Origin of the sequence: Actinomyces sp. (assembly GCF_030530635.1) — a bacterium.
Classification (GTDB): Bacteria; Actinomycetota; Actinomycetes; order Actinomycetales; family Actinomycetaceae; genus Actinomyces.
Genome location: NZ_JAUMUL010000107.1, coordinates 1 through 5,225 on the forward strand (window position 1 = coordinate 1; position 5,225 = coordinate 5,225).

Here is a 5,225-nt window from a genome sequence, read left to right on the forward strand (position 1 = left end):
GCATCGTGGGAGCCCGTTGTTCATCCGTCCAAAGATTCACGAAGGAGACCCACGATGCCCGAGAACAAGTCTGCCGTGTCCACGCTGATTCAGGAAGTCCTTGCGGACCCCGACCTGGCCCACGATGATGTGTTCCGTCGTCTGCTTCAGGCCGGCCTGCAAGACCTCGTGGACGCCGAAGCCTCCGCGGTGATCGGTGCCGACAGGTATGAGCGCACCGAGAGGCGCACCAACCGGCGTAACGGTACGAGGGCTAAGAGGCTGGCTACCACCGCCGGGGAGGTCGACCTGGCCATCCCCAAGCTGAGGCAGGGCTCGTTCTTCCCCTCCCTGCTCTCGCCCCGTAAGCGGGTGGACAAGGCCCTGGTGCGCAGTGATCTGCCAGGCCTGGATAGAGGGGGTATCCACCCGCAAGGTCGACGACCTCGTCAAGGCCATGGGCAACGAGTCCGGGATCTCCAAGGCGACCGTCTCCAGGGTCTGCAAGGACATAGACGAGGGCGTGCACGAGTTCTTGTCCCGACCCCTGGACCACACCTGGTTCCCCCACTGCCTGTTCCTCGACGCCACCTACGTGGACGTAAGGCTGGGCCACCGGGTCGTCTCCCAGGCCCTAGTAGTGGCCACCGGGGTCTCAGCCCAGGGCAGGAGGGAGATCCTGGGCATGAGCGTCGGCGACGCCGAGACCACGGACTTCTGGACCGCTTTCCTGCGATCCTTGCGCGAGCGCGGCCTGAAAGTGCCTACCGACCAGAACCCGGAGGGCGTCGTACTAGTGACCAGTGACGCCCACTGGGGCATCAAGAACGCGGTCAAGGCCATCCTGCCGGGCGCCTCGTGGCAGCGGTGCCGGGTTCACTTCGCCCGCAACGTTACCTCCAAGCTCGGCTCGGCCCGCTCCAAGCCCGTGAACGCGTTGATCTCGACGATCTTCGCCCAGACCACTAGCGAGGCCGTGAAGGATACCTACAAGCAGGTGATCAAGTCCCTCAGGGCCAGCTTCCCTGAGATAGCGCAGATGCTGGTCGAGGCCGAGCCGGACCTGACCGCGTTCGCCGCCTTCCCCAGGGAGCACTGGCAAAAGATCTGGACGGGCAACCCCATTGAACGGCTCAACCGTGAGATCAAGCGCCGCACGGACGTGGTCCAGGACTCTTGCCCGACCGGGACTCCGTCACCAGACTGGTCGGTGCGGTCCTACAAGAGCAGCACGAAGAGATGGCAGTACGGCGAACGCCGCTACCTATCCGAAACCTCCCTACGCCACCTGACCCACATCCTCCACGAACAAGCCGAAACCACCCACCCCATCATGGCCATCACCGCCTAGAACATTTACACCACACCAAGAGACTTGACCCGCCTGGCCCGTCTCACGATAGACCGGCGGGCGGGTCCACGGCATGCACGGCCGGTCTGATACGTCCAACGACGCCGTCCCGTCCGGCGTGGCGACACGGCGCGTGCATGCACGCCGGTAGCCTGAGGCGGTGGCTGATATCCCCCGCGCGCCGATGCACGAGCAGGACGCGTCCCCAATACCGGAGCGCTTCCGTAACGCCCTGGAGTCGCTGCGCGCCACGGCCCGACCGCGGGGCCTGATCCTGCAAGAGGCGCCCGCACCGGGGCGGCTGGCCCCCTATGCGGCAGCGCTGACCGCTGAGACCTCGGAGACGGAGGCCGGGACGCCAGTAGCCTCGGGGCGCTTCGTAGTGCTGCACGATCCGCGTACTCAACCGGCCTGGGCCGGGGACTTCCGGCTGGTGGTTATGGTGCGTGCGCGCGTGGACGAGGAGATCGGCGCAGATCCACTGCTCGGTTCGGCTGCCTGGTCCTGGTTGACGGACGCGCTTGACCATTCCGGCGCCGGCCGGCACGCACTGGTCGGCACCGTCACCCGGGTGCTGTCCGACACCTTCGGTGGCCTGGAGTTGACCGACGCCTGCGCGCACGTCGAGATCCGCTCCTCCTGGAGCCCGTCAACGCCCGACCTGGGCCCGCACCTTCTGGCCTGGTACGAGCTGATTCACCTCACCGCCGGGCACGAGCCGGAGAGTGCCGTTCCACTAGGTCTGGCGGGTGCGGCCCGGTGAGCGGGGGCCCTGCGCCACGTCCCGCCGCCGTTAGGGGCACTACCGACGCGCCCGTGCCTGTGGATGCGGTCATCGACTACCGCTGCCCCGCTGAGGGCCTGCCCCCGGTGACCGACACACCGGCAGCGCTGATTCGTGCGGCCGCCGCCCTGGACGCCGGTACCGGGCCGATCGCCGTCGACGCCGAGCGAGCCTCCGGCTTCCGCTACGGCCAGGACGCCTATCTGGTGCAGTTGCGACGCCAGAACGCCGGAACTGTGCTGATCGATCCACGTCAGGCGGGCGAGTTGTCCGCCCTAGCAGACGTTTTGGACGGCCCGGAATGGGTGCTGCATGCCGCCGACCAGGACCTGCCCTGCCTGACGGCACTGGGACTGACTGCGAAGACCCTGTTCGACACTGAGCTGGCCGCTCGCCTGTTGGGACGCCAGCACGTGGGACTTGGCGCTGTCGTCGAGGAGACACTGGGGCTGCGCCTGGCCAAGGACCATGCTGCCGCCGACTGGTCCACTCGCCCGCTCCCCGAGTCCTGGCTGGTGTATGCGGCACTGGACGTCGAGCTACTCCTCCCTCTGCGCGATGCGCTGAAAGAGGAACTTGAGGCGGCCGGGAGAATGCAGTGGGCGGCACAGGAGTTCGCCCACGAACTCGCTCACCCGTCCCGGCCGCCCCGGCCGGACCCTTGGCGGCGCACACCCCGATCCGGACCGGCGCTGCGCTCACCCCGATCCGCAGCGGTGCTGCGTGAATTGTGGACTGTCCGAGAGGACTTGGCTCGGCGGCTGGATGTAACACCATCAAAGTTGTTGCCGCACCGGGCCCTGGTAGCAGCCGCAGTCGCGCGGCCTAAGTCACGACACAGGCTCGCCACCCTAAGGGAGTTTTCATCACGAACAGCGCGTCAGTATCACCAATTGTGGTGGCAGGCGGTGGAGCGGGCCCTGTCGCTGCCGGAGGACCAGCTGCCCCCCGTTCATGCGCCGCTCGCCCCCGGAGAGCTGCCGCAACCGCGTTCCTGGAATCGGCATCACCCCGAGGCTGCTGGCGCCCTGGAGCAGGTACGCGGCGCCGTGCGTGAGCGCGCCGAACAGCTGCGGATTCCTCACGAACTGCTTCTGGGCACGGACGCTCAGCGCCACTTAGCCTGGCAGATCGGTGAGGGTCGGGCCGCAGGCGTTGAGGTGGACGTGTCAGTCGCGGGTATAACCGCGGTCCTTGAGGCGCTGGATGCACGTCCCTGGCAGATCGAGCAGGTGGTCCCCCACCTGCGCCGGCATCTGATTGCCGCACCAGGACAGGCTCCTTCCCGAAACCGACACCAGTAACGGGCTCATCGTGGTTGGGCTGCACCGGTATTTTGGGAGCAGCGAGTACCCCACTGGTTGTGCGCCGAGGAAGTATCCCGCAGAGGGCTGTGTGAACCGACTATCCGCATGGGATGTGCTAGGTACGAGGTGGTGTGGTGTGTTCTTTTGTGTACGAGGGGCCGGCCACCTGTGGCATCGGGTAGGTGGCCGGCCCTTCGTGGTGGGGCCGCTGCGTGGTTAGGCGCAGGGGTCCGGTCTGGGGTGTGGCGCTGAGCGCATTGTCTGGGCGTTATGCCCGGCGACGACGGTGCAGCAGTATCGCGCCTGCGGCCAGGGCGGTCAGGGCGATGATCGCGGGTACCTGGATGGCCGCGCCGGTACGGGCCAATGGGCCGGTGCCGCTGCCTATGGTGGCCGTGGCGCTGGGCTCGACCGTGGCGGTCGGCTCGGCCGTTGGTGCCGGGCTGGGTGCCGATGTTGGCGTGTAGGTGTTGGTGAAGGTGGTGGCTTGGACCTGGTCCTTGTGGGTGATTGAGACCGTCTGGGCCTGCGGGGCGGTCAGGTCATAGCCGTTGATCCCGGCGGAGCCGGTGTTCTCGGTGATGGTGCACTGGGTACCGACCGGGAAGGTCTGCTCAGGCTGGACGCTCTGGCCGTCCGCCTTCGCGTTCAGTGTGCCCTGCGAGCCGTCGGTGCAGGTGTAGGCGAAGGCGAAGGCCCGCTGGCCCACCTCGGCGCCTTCAACGGTCTTGGTCACTGAGAAGGTACCCCGGTGCGCGGTGTAGGTGTTGACGAACACTACATTGGCTGCGGCACTGTCCACCACCTCAACCTCCGCCTGAGAGTCGACGGCCTGGCGGCCCGCGGCCTGACCGTTCACGGTGATGGTGGTGACCAGATCGGTTCCGGCCACCGAGGCCTCGCGCTCGGTGATCCGGCAGTTGCCCACAGGGACTTCCACGTGCGCGGACTCACCCGCCTTCACGCTCACCTCGCCGGAGGGGTTGGAGCCGTCGTCGGTGGTGCAGGCGTAGTCGAAGACGAACTGCTCGGGAGCCTGCTTGGAGGCGTCACCGGCCACCGTCTTGGCGATCTGGAAACCACCGACCCGCTGGGTGTAGTTGTTGGTGACCACAACCTGCGCGGTGGCGTTCTTGGCGATGGTCAAGGACGAGCCCTGCTGGCCATCGACCGTCGTACTGGTCGCCAGCGCATAACCGGCTCGGGAGGCGCCCTCCTCTCCCACGGTGCACTGGGTGCCCGCCGGCAGGCTGGGACCGTCGGCTTTACCACCGTCCACAACACTGAGCGTGCCGGTGCTGGTCGAACCATCGGGCAGCGCGCACTCATAGGTCACCGAATAGGTGTCGCCGGAGAAGTTGCCGTCACCGGTGACCTGCTTGGCCACGGAGAAGGTGCCCTTGTCCTGGGCGTAGGTGTTGGTGGCCGTCACCGCAGTGGTCTGATCCTTGACGATGGTCACCTGGGAGCCGGACACCGTCGAGTCCACCGAGTAGCCCTGCCGCAAGGCGGAGCCCTCCTGCTCGGTAACGTCGCACACGGCGCCGGCAGGCAGCTCGGGCGAGGTCACCGCAGCCCCCGAACCAGGAACGTTCAAGGTGCCGCTCTCGCCGGTGGAGCAGGTGTAATCGAAGGCGAAGGTGTCACCGGAGAAGTCACCCTCACCGGCCACCGTCTTCGCGATGGAGAAGGTCCCCTTAAGCCGGGTGTAGGTGTTGGTGAAGTGCGCCGTCGCCACGCTGTCGGCACCGGGGGCGTGTTCAATGGTCTGTGTAAGCCCTGATTGAGAGGACCTACTGTCATG

The 5,225-nt window shown here is 66.9% G+C and carries 4 protein-coding genes and 1 pseudogene; 4 read left to right on the forward strand and 1 reads right to left on the reverse strand.

What is annotated here, in order from left to right; genetic code table 11:
* Positions 1-54: 54 nt before the first annotated feature.
* The 4 genes and pseudogenes from Q4A20_RS14630 to Q4A20_RS14645 form a co-directional block, all read left to right on the forward strand.
* Positions 55-309 (forward strand): annotated as a pseudogene (locus Q4A20_RS14630) (transposase); the annotation flags it as partial.
* A 64-nt stretch (positions 310-373) separates the two neighbouring features.
* A complete protein-coding gene (locus tag Q4A20_RS14635) occupies positions 374-1,330 on the forward strand; it encodes an IS256 family transposase (protein ID WP_303124099.1) in 957 nt (318 codons plus the stop codon).
* A gap of 184 nt (positions 1,331-1,514) precedes the next feature.
* Positions 1,515-2,093, forward strand: coding sequence for a DUF3000 domain-containing protein (locus Q4A20_RS14640; RefSeq protein ID WP_303124105.1), 579 nt, complete (start codon positions 1,515-1,517; stop codon positions 2,091-2,093).
* A 53-nt stretch (positions 2,094-2,146) separates the two neighbouring features.
* The gene (locus Q4A20_RS14645) at positions 2,147-3,418 is read left to right on the forward strand and encodes an HRDC domain-containing protein (protein WP_303124101.1); all 1,272 of its coding nucleotides are present in this window, start codon (positions 2,147-2,149) and stop codon (positions 3,416-3,418) included.
* Between the two features lie 271 nt (positions 3,419-3,689).
* On the opposite strand, the gene Q4A20_RS14650 is transcribed toward Q4A20_RS14645, so the two are convergent.
* A partial coding sequence (locus Q4A20_RS14650; protein ID WP_303124103.1) for a DUF5979 domain-containing protein occupies positions 3,690-5,225 on the reverse strand: 1,536 nt, incomplete at its 5' end.